Genomic DNA, 17,826 nt, shown 5'->3' with positions numbered 1-17,826 from the left:
AGCATTTTTTTGACAAGTTTCACTCAAAAATAATTATCTGTAGATATAACTACAAAACATCAGCAATTTCTTGATATTTATTCCTTACCATATATCTCCTCATCCTCTGCCGCTACCTTGGTTTCACCTACGGAAAACGGATAAATGGTTTGTGGTGACATAAACAACCGCTTTTTGAAATATTTGCTTAATTCATTATCTGTACAGTAAACATAACATCCCTTCATTCCACGCGTCATCAAGGTCCGGTATGTATTCTTTATGATTTCATCAGCAAGTGCTAAGGCCTTTTCCGGATTTTTCCTGTACATAGACTTTATTCCGAATAGCGATTTATCTGTAGATGCCCTTTTATTAAAATCCGTTACGATGCAGCCGTTTTCAAACCGCAAATCATCGCCTATTATTACACCAACATAATCAAACTCCAAGCCCTGAGTTGTATGTATACAACCAGCTTCATTAATTGAGCTTTCACTGGTAGCAAAAGCCTTGCCATTATTTAAATTCCAGCTAATCCCAAAATCGTCTATTACAATATCATGATGATTACTGTCATTCCGTCTTGCATCATTCGGCCACTCCCAACAGTATCCAGCTAAAATTCTTGATTTGTTGTTTATTTTGTTTTTTTCGACTATCAAATTACGGAGCTCATGGGGACTGGAACAAACCCTAAAATCATAATCAAGCCCCTCTAAATTGTAATTTGCAGTTTTACGAATTTCTAAAACATCGTCAAGCCATGCCAAATATCCATTGGACCCATTACATCTAAACTGAGAAATCAATTCCATTTCCACAACTTCGGATTTCTCCACCTCTGCCCATTTCTTTATTTCACCGACAGAGCCTATATCATGTATGGTAACTCTTTGATTTTCGTCTATGAAAAAAACGGAACAAGCAGCTGCATGTATTATTTCTTTAATTTGGTTTTCTCCCAAATTGCGGTATATACCTGATTTTGCATTTAGTCTGTGAGCCTCATCTGCTAGTATGGTATGAATAATATTATTATTTGCTTCAATATAGCTTCCAGATCCTTTAAACATATTGTCCACATTTTTCTTAGTTGTGGTACCCTTTAATTTTTCTGCATATACCTGACGCGGCGCAGTATTTTTTGACACATATTGTACTACCTGTCCATATTGTGTCAGTTTTGCAAGTAAATTAATTGCTATTACGCTCTTCCCTGTCCCAGGGCCGCCCTGACAAATAATCGTTCTTTTCTTATGATCCTTTTGACATTGTTTTGCCACTGCCAAAATTTTCTCATAAACGACCTTCTGTTCATCTATCATCACAAACTCATCATTGCCTTTTATCATAGATGCCAATGAATCCTGCAAACTTTTTGAAGGTCTTATCTTCCCATTGTCTACTTCATAAAGTATTTCTTTGTCATCGCCATACTTTACATACTTTTTTATAAAAGACCTTAAATCATCAACCTGCCCCATAGTAAATGCAGGTGCTTCATTAGTATAAAATTCGTACTGTATGTCATCCAATGGATCATTGATTGACCTTCTATAATTATGCAAAAATGCACATGGTTTTAACTGAATATTTTTATCTTGAACTGTGGCATTATAATCTGATATTAATTGGGCATATGACCACGCCTGATAAGATGGATGAACCACTCTCCTAACTGCACCACCAGTAAATGTCTCAACCAATGCATCTACCGAATCAACTTTGGTTAATTCACTCCATTGTTTAAGTTCGATAATGACCATTCCTGGTTTACTATCAGTATCATAACCACTAATCATAAAATCCACACGCTTAGCAGTTTGAGGAACATTATACTCTATGGCGATACCAGCATTTGCAGGTATTTCAGCATCCGTCATAACCTTATACATATAATGCAACGAATTAACCCAGGCTCTAAACTGATTTTGAGGTGTATTGATGCCCATAATCCTTCTGATATTGTCTTCTATTTCCAAAGCAATAGTATCCTGTTCAACACTATGCAAAAAATCACTTTTTACACCATCATAAACAATCATAATCTCACGTCACCTCACGGAATTTATTAAATTACTTCGGAGGAATTTTCTTTTGCCAAATTGACAATGGCCTTGAAATACACAATGGAATTTTCATCCAAGTGGCGGACCACGGCAATTTCCGGATGGTACTGCAACCCTAAAACGAATGTTTTATCCGGTCTTTCAACGGCCTCGATAATATCTGTTCCGTTTGTTTTAGAAATACCGGTTGTTTTCAGGCGGGTCCCATCTATACTTTTTACCGCCTGATGATGCCAGCTTGGCACATTTGAAATAATATTTCTCTTGGTGAGCTGCGCAAGTACCGAATTCTTTTCCGTCACAATGACATCATGAAAGGCAAAATCCCTATAGCCCTGCTCATTTGGTTCATTGCGATGCTCATATTTATAATTTTTTCCAAGACCCGCCATATAGTCGGGTATATCCTGTATAAGATCGGCTCCAGAAACAACGGCGAGCATCTGCATCCCTCGACAAATAGCGAGAATCGGAATATCCTTTTCCAGACAGTAAGACATCAGCAGATAATCCGACACATCACGCTCAGCGTTAAAGCCCTCCTTGCTAAGAACAGGCTGCGGCGTATAATACAATGATGGACTGATGTCCTGGCCACCGGGAAAAACAACGGCCCCTAGTTTTCCTATGGCCATTTGTACATTGGAATTTTGCCAAGTATTGCACCTTACCAGCTTTCCGCCCTCCAATGTCAGAGCACCATTTTCATCCTTGTAGCCGATTATTTTCCCATCTGCCGTATATTCCAAATCCGCCGAACGAACCTGATCCAAAACAACGGGGGTGCCACCCGCAGCTTCAATGGCCTTACAAGCTGCCTCAAAGGTTTCCGATGTATCCCCCCGCCATGCTACACCGACTAATGGCTTATTTCCAGCGGCTTCTGCCGTTATGTTCAGAAAAAGGACAAGAAACATCATCGCCCATACTATTGTTGCCGAAATAATCTTTCTCATACTACAGGCCTCCTATTCAATTATACCGACGTCTGACGCTGTATATTTTATCTATTACTTTTGCAGCATCTCTTGCATTTTTCATAGAACTTTTATTAATTATTCATAGAGCTTTGATTTTACAGTTCAATATTACGTATCTCTATCTGGCACATTTTCATGGCCTTTAATGCTCCCTCGTGGCTTTCCGGGGTAACTCCCGCACAGCAGGAGGCATCCACGGCAATTTTCTGTTCCGGACTGGCGGCCTTCAATATCATGGCATTGGAAATAACGCATATATCTGTGCAAAGCCCCACTAATTCAACCTCATCATATTCCTTCACCAATGATGGCAGCTCCATGGAACCGAATGCCGGCTTTTTTATTACAGCCTTTGCCTTATCAATATATGGCTGCAAGGCTGAACATATCTCCCATCCCTTTTCACCTTCAATACAGTGCTCAACAGGAAGGTTCTTCCCCTCCTGGGTGGAAAGATAATCCTTATGATGGGTATCCTGGGTAAAAATCAGGTCTGCATCCTGTACATTCCCCAGCTTTTCCACCATCTTAGGCAGCATCTCCTGTGCCTCTTTGGTTCCCAATGCCCCATCAATAAAATCATTCTGCATATCCACGATAACAATACATTTACTTGACATAATATATACTCCCCCTCAACAATAATACATCTGCATAAAATTATACCGCGAAACGACTTAATTCATAAACTAAAAAATTAGTTGCAAAAAAAACGTTTGTCATCTAAAATGATGCATATACAACAAAAGTCGAAGGGAGGAAAACTGGATGTTATCTTTTAAGGACATTCCCTGCTATTATCTTAAGCTCCGTTGGGCTGAGATGCTCAGCAGAAAATTTTATAACAAAAGAATGATGGATTGTGGTATCACCGGCAGGCAGTTCACTCTGCTTTTCATAATAAAATACAACGGTGGCAGCTCCCTAAGCGAATTGGGCGATATGATGAATTTGGACAGATCCACTATTAACCGCTCCATTCAGCCCTTACTGAAAAAAGGATTGCTGGAAGACCGCAAAGCTGAAGGTCAACGCAACAGCAGTATCTGGCTTACGGAACGCGGTGAAGAAGTATTTAACGAGTCATCAAAATCCTGGAATAAGGCTCAGGAGGATTTTGCAAAGCTATTCACCAAAGAGGAGCTGGAAAAATTCGACTCAACTCTGGAATTATTAAAGCGATTAGAGGATGATTAATTCTATAAGGTATTTGATGTATATGCACCAAATACCACAAATCAACACATTATTTAAAAAGGAGCTTTATTTATGCAACGTTTATTTTTCTTGGATAATCTAAAAGCCTTCGTGGTCAATTGGATGATTTTGCTACACATAGCTTTATGCTATATTGTTATGCCACTTCCCTGGTGGTATGTCCTTGATCCCCAGCCGAGCGTCGGCTTAAATTATTTTGTTATGATTACCGACATGGTTATTATGCCAATAATGTTTTTTATATCAGGATATTTTGCCATCCGCTCACTGGCCAAGAAAACTGGCAAGGATTTCTGGATGCCAAAGTGGACCCGTATAGGTATACCATGGCTCATCGGCATATTGATTATTGCTCCACTTACCAGCATTATCATGCCATATAGCCGTGGTCTCTGCAATGACATTTGGACGGCTCTTACAAAATATTACTGGTATGATGCAGCTACTGGCGGTGCCGGCGAATTCTTTAATCAGGTTCCATTCTGGTATCTTGGAATGTTGCTGCTGCTCTATGCTATTGCTTATTTCATTGTTAAAATTCGTCCATCGTATGCTCAGCAAAAGGCTCCTAGTTCCCCAAAAATTTGGTTATTCCTGGGACTTACCGTATTTACTTTTATAAATGGCATGGTCATTGATATGATTACCGGTGACGAATATCTGTGGGTAAATTTTTTCTATATTCTTAAGGTTCAGGTTAGCCGTGTCTTATTGTATGTACTTTACTTCTTCCTCGGTATTCACGCTTGGCGCCGCCACTGGTTTGAGGAAGGCTGTTATGTTCCTTCTGCCGCCAAGTGGACTCCATTGTTTATCATCTCCGCTGCCTTCATTGACTGGTCCTTCATTCACAGCCCAGCTATAGTAAGCAGTCCATTGGAATTTCTCTTTTATATTTCCATTAGTCATGCCATGTTGCTTACTTCCAGTGTCTTTGCCCTGTTAGGCATATTCTACCGCTTCTGTAATTTCACCAACAATACCCTGGGAAATCTGGCGTCTACCTCATACACCATGTATTTCTGCCATACAATTTTTATCTTCTGGCCATCTCTGTATATGATGAATATGAATATTCATGCCTTCTATAAATTCATTATTGCCGTCATCATTACTTGGCCAATAACCTTTATCTGCGGCAAGCTGCTGCTTAATTCTTCATTGTTTGCCGGCAGCAAAAAGGCAAAGGTTACTTCTCCTGAAAACAATCCTATATTAGCATCATCCAAATAATTTATTAATATCACTGCCAATTAGGGCAGCTTAAAAACAAAAGTCCTATAACTATTGCAATTACTCTTGCATACGTTATAGGATTTTTTGGTATCATTATTAGTTTATATTCATGTTATTTGCAATATATGCTTTTTTTGAAATTAATATATCATAATACCTATAAAGTTATTGCCTATAAAGTTATTGCCTATTAACTACAATTTATGCTAAAATTTTCCACGTATAATTCAATAATTCTGTTTATTTATGCATGTTTTGAAGGACAGATGATATATGGCAAACATTGAAGCTATATTAAGTACAATATCCCAAAAATATATATCGATACACGTTATTGATATAAAAAATGACCGTTATGAAGCTGTAAAATCCATTGAAGCTATTGATAAATTTTCTGCGGGTGAAGCAAGTGCCCAAAAGGCTCTGAACAATGTAATGAACCATTTGACCCAAGGTGAATCCAAAAAAATTATCAATGAATTCACTGATCTTTCCACTTTGGAAGAACGGTTGAAGGAACAGAATATCATCAGATGTTCCTTCTTTTCCAATGCAACTGGCTGGTGTGAAGCCACCTTCATTCGTTGTGACAAATGTGAAAAAAAGCCCTCAAAGAAAGCTATATTCATGGTGGAAGATATTAACGAACAGATACGTCGGGAACGCATCATGCTCGAACAGATCAGAAAAGCCGAGGAGCAAGCTCTGAGGAAAGAGGCTCAGGCTATTCGTGATCCTTTAACCGGACTTTTAAACCAGGCCGGTATGGAACATTCTATTATGGATTTCCTTAAAATGTGCCCTGCCGCCAGCTGTGTTCTGATGACCTTGGACATTGATAATTTTAAGCTCATAAATGATGTATTTGGACATATTGTAGGTGATGAGGTATTAATAAAGGTAGCTGATATTCTACGGGAAAAGTGTCCAAAGCCTTGTTTCCTCGCCCGCAATGGTGGTGATGAATTCACTGTATTCTTTACCAATACTTCCCTGGAGGAAATCCGCCCATTCTTTAAATCCTTTGTAAATGAACGAACTTATTTTGAAGCCAACAATGAACATCACGAATTTTCCATGTCTATGGGAGCAGCGGAATATCCTGTTCAGACCAATGATTACAAAAGACTTCGGGAAATGGCCGATGCTGCCCTATATGCTGTGAAAATGAACCATAAGGACGGCTATCAATTTTATTATGAAGGTCTTGAGGAAGGAAACCGTGAGCAGCTGGGCTTCAATATTGGCGACCTTGTTAAGGGGCTGCCGGGAGCATTCATTGTATACAAAGTTGATACCAACGGCCATATTCTCTTTGCCAATGATGATGCCATAAAATTATTTGGATGCGATAATATGCAGGACTTGATATTGTATTCTGAGGGTAGCTTTATCAATTTGATTCATCACGATGATTTAAAGCATGTGCTCCGTTCTGTATATGATCAGTATCGTATTCTTAAAAATACTGATGGTTCAAAGGAATATCAGGATGGTTTTGTAAAGTTCCGTATCATAAATAAACAAGGCAAGGAAATAACTGTGGATTGCTCAGGTCGCCGTATTGCCAACAAGTTCCACGGTGATATTGTATATGTATTTATTCATGAAAGCGATGTAAAAGAACAATATATAAAGATGGCCGCAAACCTTTAAAAAGCATCTTTTATGGTGTATTCAACAAAAAAGCCTGTCTATCCACCTAACCAGGTGAATGACAGGCTCATATTATTATGTGATTTTCTATTTTTTATGCACAAGGGACAAGTACAGTACCGGACACAAAATCATCATTGTCCCCAAAAATTCCGGCATTTGATAAAGAACATCCAACAGCCATACTGACAGCAAAATTGCGCTGACAGGCTCCACCAGCTCATAGATGGCAGCTATCTGAGGCTTAATGTATTGCAGACTGGCCAGAAATGTCCAAAAGGCTATTGCCGTACCAAAAAGAACGGTGTAAACCACATTTAAAATGGTAAACGTATCCAGTTCCACAGTTTCCGTAATGGTCCATGGCTGAACTATTGGCAACAGCACGGAACCAGTCAGCAAAAGTCCCCAGCCCGTCACATTTGACGGCCGAAAATTCTTCATAAGATAGCCAGGCTGTACAGTGTATATTACGCCAAATATAGGAAGCATTATCCCGTAGATAATTCCCTCCTCAGATACGGACAGGGTTGTCATATCTCCATGGGTTGCCATCACCACCGCTCCCGTAACGGCAGAAATACAGCATAGTATTTCGTAAAATTTCGGTACAGACTTACTGCGCAGGGACATCCATAAAATAGTGGCAATTGGTGCCAGACTTACAAATACAGTGGCCATGGCAGCATTCATGTGCCTCACCGCAGACAGATAAACATACTGCACCCACATTAAGGTGATGAAGCTGAATATCAGCATCTGAATAATATTTTTCCTGCCCTTCCAAGGTGCAAAGAAGTTCTTTTTGTATATAAAATAATCTGCGCCTAAAAGAACAATACCCGCAAAAAACATGCGGATTGTCACCACCCACATGGCAGGCAGTCCCTTGTTTTGTACAAGATACTGACAGGTTACCCCCATTATGCCCCACAGAATTGAGCCAGTAATGGCAAGGATTGCCCCCTTTTTTCCCGGGGAAACATCAAGCATAAAAGTCCTCCAAAATTTTTTGTTCTACACCAGACAATGCTTCCATTTATCTTATCCGACGCTGGCTTTTTTTAATTTGTAAAATACCCGGCACAAGCCAATAAACATTGCAAATACCCCGAAGCTGGCCAAAAATTGCAGATAGTCCGAATAATAAAGCACGGAATAATCCTTCAGGGCCAACGCAATGATGTTGATTATGGTGCAACCCAAAAGCACGCCCAGACATTTTTTCTCAAATGAGGTTATTTCATCTGCGTCATTGCTATAGGAATATGCCATTACGGATATAAAAAACGTAATAAAGGACAACAGCGCCCCCAAATGACCAATTAACATTTATAAGCCTCCAACTAATTAACCTTTGCTACCTCTGATTGCCAAAATTTCATCGGCAATCTGCTCCGCCTTTAAGCCCACAACAACCTGAACCGCATTTCCTGCTACCAGTACGCCACGCACTTCCTTAATTCGTTTCAAGCCTTCGTTATCCACCAAGGATAAATCCCGTACTGTGCAACGCAGCCTTGTGGCACAATTAGCGATTTCCGTCAGATTACTGTTACCGCCTAACCCCTGCAATATAAGCTGTGATACATCACTCATATTGGCAGGCGCATCATCAGCAGGCATATCCTCATCATATCGCCCAATGGTTGGAATGTCAAAATATCGGATAGCCCAGCTGAAAATTCCATAATACAAGGCAAATACCACCGCACCAATTATAATGATCAGCTCCGGCTTAGTTGCCAGTCCCCAATCTATTACATAGTCGATGAAGCCCGCTGAAAAGCCAAATCCATCCAAAACGCCCAAAGAGTAGGTTACAGCCAAGGATAATCCCGTAAGCACGGCATGAACCACATAAAGGGCCGGTGCCAGGAACATAAACATAAATTCGATGGGCTCAGTAATACCTGTAAGAAATGACGTAAAGGCAACTGAAGCCAGTACACCACCGATTTTCGCCCTGTTTTCTGACTTGGCCGCATGATACATGGCTAATGCCACTGCGGGCATACCAAACATCATCATAGGGAAGAAGCCCGCCATAAACATACCCGCAGACGGATCACCGGCAAAGAAACGGTTTAAATCACCAGTAACCACCGCTCCGGTCACCGGATTGGTATATTCACCAAAGACAAACCAAATAAAGCTGTTAAGAATATGATGAAGGCCTACAGGAATAAGCAATCGGTTTAGCACGCCATATACAAAGGTTCCCAGTGCACCTGCCCCAATTATCCATTCACCAACAGAATGAATAAAGGCCTGACAAGGACCCCAAATGACGCCAAATATTGCCGCCAAAATAATAGATACCAATGCAGTCACAATCAGCACAAAACGACGTCCGCCGAAAAAGCCCAAATACTCTGGCAGCTTAACCTTGTGATAGCGATTATAAATAACTCCCGCCTCAATACCGCTTACAATACCAGCCAATACACTCATGTTTAAGGTTTCATCTATGGTTTTTAATGCCGAGGTCAGGATGAGATACCCAATAGCACCGGCTAAGCCAGCCGCTCCATTGCTATCCTTAGCCAGGCCTACGCCAATACCGATAGAAAAAATAAGGGCCAAATTATCAAAAACAGCCCCACCGGCCTTGGTTATAAATGGTATGTCCAATACATCCGGTGCCCCCAAGCGTAAAAGTAGGGCAGCTGCCGGCAATACTGCAATCGGCAGCATCAATGCCTTACCAATGCTTTGCAATCTGATAAACAAATCCTTCATAAATTTCATCCCCATTTTAATATTATACCCAGAAAAAAATCGGACTGCGTCGGCCAGTCCGATTCACATAACAACTTATTTCATAATTCACATATTATTGACTAATATCCACACTGGAGCTGCCAATGGCCAAACCATCATCAAAGGACGAGGTGTACTGACTTATCATATCAATTATCCCGTCACCAGTAAAGCCCTTTGGCACCGCAGATGCCCCAGTCTTTTTATCCTCACCGTCAAGATACCCCTCCGGCATCTCCTTGTATTCCTTGCTACGGGTAAATTCATCCCAGGCATTTTGGATAGCCCGCAGCTTGTAGAGAAGCTTTTCGATAATTTCCGAAGCAGCATCCTTGGCACTGTCCTTTGAGGATGCAGCCTGTCCCATGGAAGCAGCATCCGAACCATTGTCCTCTGATAATTGTTTGCCGCCTTTATCCCCATCGTCGGCCTTATTTAACTCCGACATAATGGTATTAATTTCCCGCATAACAGAGGAAATAATCTCTTTAGCCACAGTTTCTGATGCCCGTTTATCAGTGGCCTCCGCCTGAGCTACATCTTCTGTCACCACGGCAGCTTCACCGCTTGCCTCACTATTTGTCATTCCATTGGTGGCAGATGCTTCTATAGGAGCTGCATTGACCATAGCTGCCCCAATGTTATTTTCTCCATCAACATTAGCTGCGGCATTTACATCCGTACCAGCCATTGCATCAGCACTTTCTGCATTGATGTCTGCGGATATATCATCCCCCATGCCACCAGAGAATGAGGATGCACCACCAACCGCACCGGCTCCACCACCCTTGGCTGCCGTCAACTCAGCCAAAGCCTCACTGGATGCCTTTAATTGTGCCCGCATCAAAGCCTGCCTAGCCTCAGCCTTGGTATGGCAGCTTGATAAATCCCTTTCCAGCTCCTCCCGTGCCCGTTGAGCCCCTTTGGCCTTGCGATAAAGATCAGGATCATTTTCCCGCAGGTAACTCATTTCATCAGCCGAAAGCTTGCGTCCGCCCTTGAGCTTTGTTTTAATCGTGGCAGTTCTTATTGGATCACTGTGCTTGGTATTTTGATTACTGCTAATCTTTTGCAAGGCACTTTGCAGCTTTTCCGTCTTATTGGGTATTAGACTCTGTCCTGTTTTTATGCGGTACTTGGCAGCTGTTTTCAAATTTCGTTGCTGCACGTATGCACCGACACGCCCAATTCCCTCTAGCATAAGAACACCTCCCTGTAGTTCTATCAATATTATATCGAAATAATATAATTTTAAATTAAACTACTTGACTCAGCCTGAACCTAGTTGATTTTTATCCGTTTGGACTGCACTCTACCAGCACACATGACGGGAAAGCTGGTAAATGAAAGCTAATCCCAAAATTGTCAAATAATTTATAAAATTCTTACTCCAATTATTGTCATAGTTAGTCAAAAGGTTTAAAATTTACATAGTGTATTAATTATAAAAGATTGGGGGATTACCAAATGTCAAACAGAATCGTTTTAAACACCATTTCTTACCATGGCTCAGGTTCCATCAATGAAATCATTGGTGAAGTAGAACGGGGCGGTTACAAGCATATCTTTGTATGCACCGATCCGGATCTGGTAAAATTTGGGGTTACATCCAAGATTACGGACCTGCTTAGCAAAAACAATATTCCATTTACTGTTTACGACAAAATCAAGCCAAACCCAACCATTCAGAACGTACAGGATGGTGTGGCAGCTTTTAAGGCCTGCAATGCTGACGCCATTGTTGCTGTTGGCGGCGGTTCATCCATGGACACAGCAAAAGCTGTTGGTATTATTATCAACAATCCTGAATTTGAGGATGTTCGCTCTCTGGAAGGCTTGTCTCCAACCAAGAATCATGCTGTACCTACTATAGCCGTACCAACTACAGCCGGAACTGCGGCAGAGGTTACTATAAACTATGTAATCACTGATGTGGAAAAGCAGCGTAAATTCGTATGTGTTGACCCTAATGATATTCCTGCTGTGGCAATCATCGACCCTGATATGATGGCTTCCATGCCAAAGGGATTAACAGCTGCCACTGGTATGGATGCCCTAACCCATGCTATTGAAGGTTATATCACCAAAGCAGCCTGGGAGCTTACTGATATGTTCCATCTCGAAGCTATTAAGCTTATTTCCCAGAATCTCCGTGATGCAGTAGCCAACAAGCCAGAAGGACGTAAAGGAATGGCTTTGGCACAGTATATCGCAGGAATGGGCTTTTCCAACGTTGGTCTGGGGATAGACCATGCGATGGCTCATACTCTCAGCGCACATTATGACACCCCTCATGGTGTTGCCTGTGCTATGCTCCTACCAATTTCTATGGAGTTTAACAAGGAACATACTGGTGAGCGCTATCGTGAAATTGCCAGAGCTATGGGAGTCGCTAATGTTGACTCCATGTCCCAGGCCGAATACCGCGATGCTGCCATTGCCGCAGTAAAGAAGCTGTCTGAGGATGTTGGAATTCCAGCCAAGAACGAAAAGATTACCGAAGCTGACCTTAAGATTCTGGCCAAGGATGCCCTGGCTGATGCCTGCTATCCTGGCAATCCATGCGAAGCCACTGAACAGCAGGTAATTGACATGTTCCGCCAGCTTATGTAATTCGTTACAAAACATTGGGGACCATTCACAGAATGGTCCCCTTTTTTTGCTTTCATGTTCTATTTGCTTATTACCCAGATAATTGACACTTATTTATGATTTTGCTATATTATGTACCATAATATATTGTGCCGCCGGGTACGTCCTATGTCTGTTTCATTAGGCCTTTGAAGAAACAGCTGGACGTGCCCTTTTCTTTTGAAGGGAGATATTATATTGTATTGGATATATTTGGTTATTGCCGGCATGTTTGAAACAGTTTGGGCTGTGGCCCTTAAATACTCTCAGGGCTTTAGCCGCCCAATTCCAAGCTTTATTACATTTATTGGAATGGTCGCCAGTTTTTATTTCTTGGCCAAAGCCCTAAAGGGCATTCAATTGGGTATGGGGTATGCCGTCTGGACTGGCATTGGTGTCATCGGCACTTTTATTGTCAGCATTGTGCTTTTTAACGATTACATAAACCTTGCCCAAGGTATATGCATTTTTTTAATTTTTGCTGGCATCGTAGGATTACGTCTTTTAAGTTAAACAACTATTTATTACATAGTGGAGGTCAATTATGTTTAGAGAAATGAGAAGATTTAAACAGGAAATTTCCAAATCCGAGTGCATTGAAGTTTTAACCAATTCCAAAAGAGGTGTCCTTTCTCTCATTGGCGATAATGGCTATCCTTATGGTGTGCCTTTAGACCACTGGTATTGTGAGGAAGATAACAGACTTTATTTTCACTGTGCAAAGGTAGGGCATAAAATGGATGCCATAAAAGCATGTGACAAGGCCAGCTACTGTACCTATGATGAAGGATACCGCAAAGAGGGCGAATGGGCATTAAATATAAAAAGCGTCATCATTTTTGGACGGGTTAAGCTGGTCGATGACGAAGAAAGGGCCCGGAAGATATGCACTCACCTGGTACAAAAATTTACGGATGACAAAGAGTATCTTGAAAAGGAATTAAAAACTGCTTTTTCCCGGGTGCAGTGTATTGAATTGATCCCAGAACACATGACGGGAAAGCTGGTAAACGAAAGCTAATCCCAAAATTGTCAAATTATTTATAAAATTATCACTCCAATCATTGTCATAGTTAGTCAAAAGTTTTAAAAACATGTTCCGACAGCTTTTGTAATTCACAACTCTATCTTCATATAATTCAACCTAAAAAATGGGGGCTGTTGCATTTGATGATTTTTTCACCAAAGCGACAGCCCCTTTTTTTCTTTCATGGTCAGCTTTCATTTGCTTCTATGCTACTGACCTATATTTATTCTTTTATTTGATTTCATCAATTCAGACTGCTAAGCTGAATCATTACAGCCTGAGGATAATACTTGAAGTTCATGGATTGACCATGTCCCATATCTACAACATCACCAGGTGCCGGAGTATAAGACCAGCCATAAATTGCAGCATACTTATACAATGGAGAATCAGCATTCAGTGCACTGATATCAAAGGCAGTAGTTGCACCCTTTACCAAAATAAGACGGTCAACAGTAAAGGTCTGCTGGTCAAAGGTAGCCAAAAGACCAATATCCTTATAGTACCAGCTCTCTGCATTAATGCCACACAGTGCCATGGTTTCAGAAGGAGTCAGCAGAGTGCCAGGACCATATTTATTTGACAGCTCAGGCTCGGTCATGTCAAGATGAAGTCCACCAATAGTCTCAGGGTATTGAGGTGCAGCGGCAAATGGCACCATCGGCATACTGCTACCCATGTTTATGGTTCTCTTTCCAGCTACAGTGTTCCAATACACATTGACAAAATCAACCCCAGTTCTACCGATAATGGTAATCGTAGCACTGCCGTTCAACTGATCACCGGCCACGTTATTGGCCTCTGATACACGGATGCCATTCATCATGTAATCACCAAAGACCACCATACGATGACCATTTTGGTCACACCATGAGCCTTCCACAGCATTCATAAATTGAGGTAAAGGCCCCTTCTCAGTTGTTGCCGCAAACGCCATAGTACAGCTAAGCAGCATCACCAATGATAAAAATACGGTTACTATTCTTCTCATACCTCGTCCTCCTCATCTGTTTTTTCTTCTACAGGTTACAAAACGTCCATGATATTTGAGTTAATTATATAATATGAATACAAAAAAGTCATCTACAAAGGCAGCCGAGCTAACTTCCGACAAGTGTTATCCTTTTTTTACCTTTCTGCAAAAACTTTGAATTTCCTGCACAATAAAAGAGGCTGTTGTAAATAACTGTCATATCAAGTGGTCTAGCATAAATACCACCATCACCATACATAGCCTGATACACAACAAGCTGTTCATCCGTTTCGGTATCCACACCTCCGCCCCCAAGCAGACTTTCATTGGCAGCATTAACTATTGCTACAGCATAGTGTTTTGCCGTAATATCTCCCAACACGGTCTTAATGCTCGTCATATCAATTTACCCTCCAAATGGTCCATTTCATGCTGCACGATTTCAGCCTCCATGCCCATAATTTTACGCTTTTCCTTATTCCAATTAATATCCCGGTATTTTACCTCAATCCATTCATGTCGCTCTGCTTCACGCTCTCCGGAAATAGAAAGACACCCTTCCAGCGCCTTGTAGGTTCTAGGAGATTTCTTTACAATCACTGGATTTAACATTGCGGTCAGCGCATTCCCTTCAGCTACAGCAATAATGGCTTTTCGCTCACCAATCATATTAGCTGCCATACCCACACATCGCTCTCTGTGTGCAGCAAGGGTATCCAGCAAATCCCTCGCGATAGGTATATCTTCTTTTGTTGCTGTTTCAGCTTTCTGACCGAGGAAAATCAAATCCCTCACTATTTCCTTTACCATGTTCGTTCTCCTTCATCTATAAATTCCATGATCCATACAGCGGATAACGGGCAAGCACCATTTCTTTCAGTCCGGACTTCTTTTTGCCGGGCAGGGGCAGATTGAAAATAATATCATACTTTCCTTCCATCACCCCATCATATAAGGCTGCCACTTCATCCCGTTCGATAAGGATTTCAATGTTTGGGTATTCGTACTGAAAATCCTGCAAAACTCTCGGAAAGACAGTACGTTCAAAGCCCCATTGGTAACCCACATGGATTTCTCCGGCGAATCCCTCGGCGGCATCCTTGGTGTGTTGGACGGCTTCCTCGATTCTCGTGATGATGCTTTTGGCTTCCTTGACAAAGACTTTTCCTGCTGGGGTGAGAAGAACCTTTCGATTATCCCGCTGAAAAAGCTGCACGCCCAGTTTTTCCTCTAAGGCTTTGATTTGATTGGAAACCGCCGTTTGCGAAATATCTTAGCTGCTGAATGTTCATGTTCAGAAATTATCCTTGTTCTCGGCGTAAACTTCCGGCAGGATTGCAGCCAGATTGGTAAACTCTTTGATATTATGGGCAAATAAGCCCTTGGACACTTCCACGGGAACTTTCGCACCCTCAGGCAGAGTGCAGCGAATCTCCCCGTCCACCACGCCGTAGCCGATCCAAAAACGGGAACACAGCATCACGCCGTCCTGATAAGGATACCATTTATGCACCATCGCCGCCGCGCAGGAGCCATCACCGATGCCGCAAACAAAGGATGCGCAGTTTTCCTTGCCAATCAGGGACGTGTCAAAGCCAAAATCAGCAGGGCTTTTGAAGCAAATCTTCAGAAAGCCGGGGCCACCACCCACATCCTCCAAAATATAATGATTGACTCCCCATGTCTTTTCGTTGACCGGCACATTGGGGTCACAAACATAATCCGCTTTATCGGCGCGAGCAAAATAATGGTCTTCTGGATCCCAAATCTTATAGCGCAAATCCGAGCCTACGCTGTGCCACGGGAACCACCAGTCCAGCATTTCCGGGGTAACACCTGGCATATAGGTTTCGTTGCAGACAAAGCCAGTGCCGTTTGCCGCCGTGCCGTAACCGACTTGGGCATAGTCCTTGTCTTTCCCTGCCAAATAGAGGTTTTTCTCTTCAAAAGGCACAGCGGACTTTTCCTGCGGCGCATCCAGAAGAGCGATTTTCTCCGCCGGGATGTTCGCCATATCCCGCTCAAAGAATTTGTAATAAGAAAGTGCCTTCTCCTCTTTGCTCACGCCGACCTTTTTGCCCAAAAACAGTTTCATGATGATTTCCTCCCTGCAAAAGTCATGTTATTTGAAATATGTCCTTCCGTGAAACGCAGGATGCACTGCTGCATCGCATTAAGAAAGGCACCGACAAGCCTGTTCCGGTTCAGGTGATATGTATATTGTAGCAGATATTTTGATTGGCAGAAAATTGATATGGGCAAAAAATAGCCCCTACTCGCATCAAAAATATTCATTGTTATAGTTGTTTAATCATGTTAAAATTAGGTTATCATATTACTTTCCGTATAACGTTTTCCTTTTATGTGCTACATTTTTGTAGCCATTCCTTCCTTTGCCAGTCTGTATGACCGGCTCTTTTTTTTGCCTAGTTATCCCCACTCTATACACATTTTACTAAAAATATATACATAATCTGTGGATAATTGTTGTCAGTTAATACTAATAAAAATTTACGTTTTAAAAAAACCTATCTTGTAATATAATTAATTTCGACGGAATAAAAAAACTGGGGAGGATTGTTAGTTGGTAAGGTTTGAGGATTGTCAGGATTTAAGTGAGCAAATACATAACAGCCTGATGGAGATTCGGAAGCTGGAATGTGAGATGGCAGAGCTTGACAGGATGCTTGACAATGTGGGGGATAAACTTAATTCTGTTGACCACTTCATAATTCCAGAAATTTAATATTGAGCAACGCCTTGCAACAGCAGGGTGTATTTTTTCCCAGAAGGCTTTTAGCTATATTACTGCTTACTGTTTATATGGATGGGAGGCCCTTATATGTTCCCTGCTTGTGCAGGGCTTTTCTTTTGGGCAAAATAAAGGGCCATTCTCTGATCTGAGAACAGCCCCGTGATTATTATTTGGTAGAATGGCCCGTCAATTTTGAGGGTCGTATTGGTACCACCGACCACCTTGTCAATCATATCGTCCTTCTATTATGATGACATGTTTGCCTTCCTCCCTCATGTTCTTAATAAAATCTAAACCGACGCCTGGTCTGAGCATGCCATTGTCTCTCATCTTGGCTTTTTTCCTAAGTTCATCTATCTTACCTACCTCAGCCAACTTATCCAAATCTTTCATATCTCCATCATAATTACCCTGAGCGACATGATAATCGACAATACCCAAATGGTTCCTTATTTTTGTGACAAGATATACCCTCGCGCCGCCGACCACCATGTCAAGTTCCATGTCGTCCATCTTGTTCATGAATTTCTTTTCCA

General features: G+C 41.6%; 21 protein-coding genes. 7 read left to right on the top strand and 14 right to left on the bottom strand.

The genetic code is table 11. The features are described from left to right. Positions 1 to 77 precede the first annotated feature (77 nt). The 3 genes from T355_RS0106780 to T355_RS0106770 all read right to left on the bottom strand — a co-directional run bounded on the left by T355_RS0106780 (position 78) and on the right by T355_RS0106770 (position 3,651). A complete protein-coding gene (locus tag T355_RS0106780; RefSeq protein WP_027397106.1) occupies positions 78 to 2,027 on the bottom strand; it encodes a DUF2075 domain-containing protein in 1,950 nt (649 codons plus the stop codon). A gap of 26 nt (positions 2,028 to 2,053) precedes the next feature. Next, positions 2,054 to 3,007, bottom strand: coding sequence for a gamma-glutamyl-gamma-aminobutyrate hydrolase family protein (locus T355_RS0106775; protein ID WP_027397105.1), 954 nt, complete (start codon positions 3,005 to 3,007; stop codon positions 2,054 to 2,056). Positions 3,008 to 3,126: 119 nt separating this feature from the next. Then, positions 3,127 to 3,651: a cysteine hydrolase family protein gene (locus T355_RS0106770; protein ID WP_037329973.1), complete on the bottom strand. Its 525-nt coding sequence runs from the start codon at positions 3,649 to 3,651 to the stop codon at positions 3,127 to 3,129. A 148-nt stretch (positions 3,652 to 3,799) separates the two neighbouring features. Here T355_RS0106770 and T355_RS0106765 point away from each other — a divergent pair, with 148 nt between their 5' ends. The 3 genes from T355_RS0106765 to T355_RS14710 all read left to right on the top strand — a co-directional run bounded on the left by T355_RS0106765 (position 3,800) and on the right by T355_RS14710 (position 7,141). Then, the gene (locus tag T355_RS0106765; protein ID WP_027397103.1) at positions 3,800 to 4,228 is read left to right on the top strand and encodes a MarR family winged helix-turn-helix transcriptional regulator; all 429 of its coding nucleotides are present in this window, start codon (positions 3,800 to 3,802) and stop codon (positions 4,226 to 4,228) included. 72 nt (positions 4,229 to 4,300) lie between these two features. Next, a complete protein-coding gene (locus tag T355_RS0106760; RefSeq protein ID WP_027397102.1) occupies positions 4,301 to 5,482 on the top strand; it encodes an acyltransferase family protein in 1,182 nt (393 codons plus the stop codon). Positions 5,483 to 5,758: 276 nt separating this feature from the next. Continuing rightward, on the top strand, positions 5,759 to 7,141 hold the full coding sequence (locus tag T355_RS14710) for a diguanylate cyclase domain-containing protein (RefSeq protein ID WP_051555439.1): 1,383 nt from the start codon (positions 5,759 to 5,761) through the stop codon (positions 7,139 to 7,141). An 87-nt stretch (positions 7,142 to 7,228) separates the two neighbouring features. Here T355_RS14710 and T355_RS0106750 read toward each other — a convergent pair whose 3' ends face one another. The 4 genes from T355_RS0106750 to T355_RS0106735 all read right to left on the bottom strand — a co-directional run bounded on the left by T355_RS0106750 (position 7,229) and on the right by T355_RS0106735 (position 11,105). Further along, positions 7,229 to 8,134 carry a DMT family transporter gene (locus T355_RS0106750; RefSeq protein WP_027397101.1) on the bottom strand — a complete coding sequence of 302 codons (906 nt, stop codon included), beginning with the start codon at positions 8,132 to 8,134 and terminating at the stop codon, positions 7,229 to 7,231. Positions 8,135 to 8,185: 51 nt separating this feature from the next. Further along, a complete protein-coding gene (locus tag T355_RS0106745) occupies positions 8,186 to 8,473 on the bottom strand; it encodes a hypothetical protein (protein ID WP_027397100.1) in 288 nt (95 codons plus the stop codon). Positions 8,474 to 8,491: 18 nt separating this feature from the next. Then, positions 8,492 to 9,883, bottom strand: a complete 1,392-nt coding sequence (nagE, locus tag T355_RS0106740) for an N-acetylglucosamine-specific PTS transporter subunit IIBC (RefSeq protein WP_027397099.1) — start codon at positions 9,881 to 9,883, stop codon at positions 8,492 to 8,494. A gap of 94 nt (positions 9,884 to 9,977) precedes the next feature. Next, positions 9,978 to 11,105, bottom strand: a complete 1,128-nt coding sequence (locus tag T355_RS0106735; protein ID WP_027397098.1) for a hypothetical protein — start codon at positions 11,103 to 11,105, stop codon at positions 9,978 to 9,980. A gap of 266 nt (positions 11,106 to 11,371) precedes the next feature. Between T355_RS0106735 and fucO the strand changes: the two genes are divergently transcribed. The 3 genes from fucO (at position 11,372) to T355_RS0106720 (ending at position 13,556) form a co-directional block, all read left to right on the top strand. Beyond that, positions 11,372 to 12,517, top strand: a complete 1,146-nt coding sequence (gene fucO, locus T355_RS0106730; protein WP_027397097.1) for a lactaldehyde reductase — start codon at positions 11,372 to 11,374, stop codon at positions 12,515 to 12,517. Positions 12,518 to 12,733: 216 nt separating this feature from the next. After that, positions 12,734 to 13,048: a DMT family transporter gene (locus T355_RS0106725; protein WP_027397096.1), complete on the top strand. Its 315-nt coding sequence runs from the start codon at positions 12,734 to 12,736 to the stop codon at positions 13,046 to 13,048. 31 nt (positions 13,049 to 13,079) lie between these two features. Continuing rightward, positions 13,080 to 13,556 (top strand): pyridoxamine 5'-phosphate oxidase family protein, encoded by a 477-nt coding sequence (locus T355_RS0106720; protein ID WP_027397095.1) that lies wholly within the window; start codon positions 13,080 to 13,082, stop codon positions 13,554 to 13,556. A gap of 250 nt (positions 13,557 to 13,806) precedes the next feature. On the opposite strand, the gene T355_RS0106715 is transcribed toward T355_RS0106720, so the two are convergent. The 5 genes from T355_RS0106715 to T355_RS0106695 all read right to left on the bottom strand — a co-directional run bounded on the left by T355_RS0106715 (position 13,807) and on the right by T355_RS0106695 (position 16,630). After that, positions 13,807 to 14,553 (bottom strand): hypothetical protein, encoded by a 747-nt coding sequence (locus T355_RS0106715; protein WP_027397094.1) that lies wholly within the window; start codon positions 14,551 to 14,553, stop codon positions 13,807 to 13,809. A 109-nt stretch (positions 14,554 to 14,662) separates the two neighbouring features. Then, entirely contained in the window at positions 14,663 to 14,935 is a 273-nt protein-coding gene (locus T355_RS15140) for a DUF1653 domain-containing protein (RefSeq protein ID WP_027397093.1), read from the bottom strand. After that, a complete protein-coding gene (locus T355_RS0106705; RefSeq protein WP_027397092.1) occupies positions 14,932 to 15,345 on the bottom strand; it encodes a peptide deformylase in 414 nt (137 codons plus the stop codon). The genes T355_RS15140 and T355_RS0106705 overlap by 4 nt, the downstream gene beginning before the upstream one ends. 16 nt (positions 15,346 to 15,361) lie before the next feature. Further along, a complete protein-coding gene (locus T355_RS0106700; RefSeq protein WP_269318792.1) occupies positions 15,362 to 15,805 on the bottom strand; it encodes a LysR family transcriptional regulator in 444 nt (147 codons plus the stop codon). Between the two features lie 24 nt (positions 15,806 to 15,829). Then, a complete protein-coding gene (locus tag T355_RS0106695) occupies positions 15,830 to 16,630 on the bottom strand; it encodes a DAPG hydrolase family protein (protein ID WP_051555438.1) in 801 nt (266 codons plus the stop codon). A gap of 489 nt (positions 16,631 to 17,119) precedes the next feature. On the opposite strand from T355_RS0106695, the gene T355_RS15265 reads away from it, so the two are divergent. Next, the gene (locus tag T355_RS15265; RefSeq protein WP_155851687.1) at positions 17,120 to 17,281 is read left to right on the top strand and encodes a hypothetical protein; all 162 of its coding nucleotides are present in this window, start codon (positions 17,120 to 17,122) and stop codon (positions 17,279 to 17,281) included. Positions 17,282 to 17,373: 92 nt separating this feature from the next. On the opposite strand, the gene T355_RS15260 is transcribed toward T355_RS15265, so the two are convergent. Next, entirely contained in the window at positions 17,374 to 17,523 is a 150-nt protein-coding gene (locus T355_RS15260; protein ID WP_155851686.1) for a hypothetical protein, read from the bottom strand. Next, a partial coding sequence (locus T355_RS13805; RefSeq protein ID WP_037329970.1) for a hypothetical protein occupies positions 17,516 to 17,826 on the bottom strand: 311 nt, incomplete at its 5' end. The genes T355_RS13805 and T355_RS15260, both read right to left, overlap by 8 nt.

The sequence above is a fragment of the Anaerovibrio lipolyticus LB2005 genome (genome assembly GCF_000621545.1).
Taxonomy (GTDB): domain Bacteria; phylum Bacillota; class Negativicutes; order Selenomonadales; family Selenomonadaceae; genus Anaerovibrio; species Anaerovibrio lipolyticus_A.
This window is presented reverse-complemented; position numbering and strand designations above follow the sequence as displayed.